This window comes from Luteirhabdus pelagi, from assembly GCF_016827595.1.
In the GTDB taxonomy this organism is placed as follows: Bacteria; Bacteroidota; Bacteroidia; order Flavobacteriales; family Flavobacteriaceae; genus Luteirhabdus; species Luteirhabdus pelagi.
Genome location: NZ_JAECMS010000033.1, coordinates 1 through 872, shown reverse-complemented (window position 1 = coordinate 872; position 872 = coordinate 1). Strand labels below are relative to the sequence as shown.

The window sequence follows — 872 nt, the reverse complement described above, 5'->3', positions numbered from 1 at the left end:
ACCGTTGTGCATAATTTTAGTGAAAAAATTCGACTTCAATAATACACCACCTTTTTATTCCGAATGGGATGAGAATATTTCTGAATTCTATTCAAGAGAATTTGAAAATATTTTTATCATCCTGAATCCATTTATTGAGTTGAAAGGTAATTATGACAGAAATAATGAATATCACAATATTTGGTTTAATGACCAGACAATGGATTATCCAACTTCAAAGTATATTGTAAATTTTTGTAATGAGTTAAAGTGGGAAGAAGTCATAAAAAAGTCGAAACTAAATACCATTTCGGAAATTAATCACGCACTTATAAATTATGGGCTTAAAAAAGAATTTCAGAATAGAAAGTTAGCTGATAAACTATATGAATTCTGTAATCAAGAGAAAATATTTTATCCACCAGATGGGGAGTTTACACCTTTCAACATTGCGAAAATCATCAAACTGCTTAATGAATTAAACATTGAAAAAATTGAACTAACTTCTGAATTTGGAGATTACAAAACTGAGCTAAAAACAAAAGAATTAAGTATTCTTTTCTCAGAACATAATTATAATTCGCCAAGTATTATTTCAATTGATAAAAGTCTGATGTTAGTAAATCATTGGGACAGCTACGTAACTGTTTTAGCAACTAATAAAAAATTAAGTAGAGGGAAATTGACTTCATTTGGATTTGAGGTAAAAAATACGAATGAATTTCCAAGATTGAACTATCGAACTTAAAACTATGCACAACAACGTATAACGATGCATTAGTGCCTAAGACGGTTAATTGTTTGAAAAAGATTACAACGAAACCACTCTCCCACCTTAACTGAATAATTCGTAAATTGAAAAACGGCACAACGCACGTTATACAAATCCGTTG

General features: G+C 29.6%; 1 protein-coding gene. It reads left to right on the top strand.

The features are described from left to right. A partial coding sequence (locus tag I4Q58_RS15445) for a DUF2711 family protein (protein ID WP_236002962.1) occupies positions 1-727 on the top strand: 727 nt, incomplete at its 5' end. Positions 728-872: the final 145 nt, after the last annotated feature.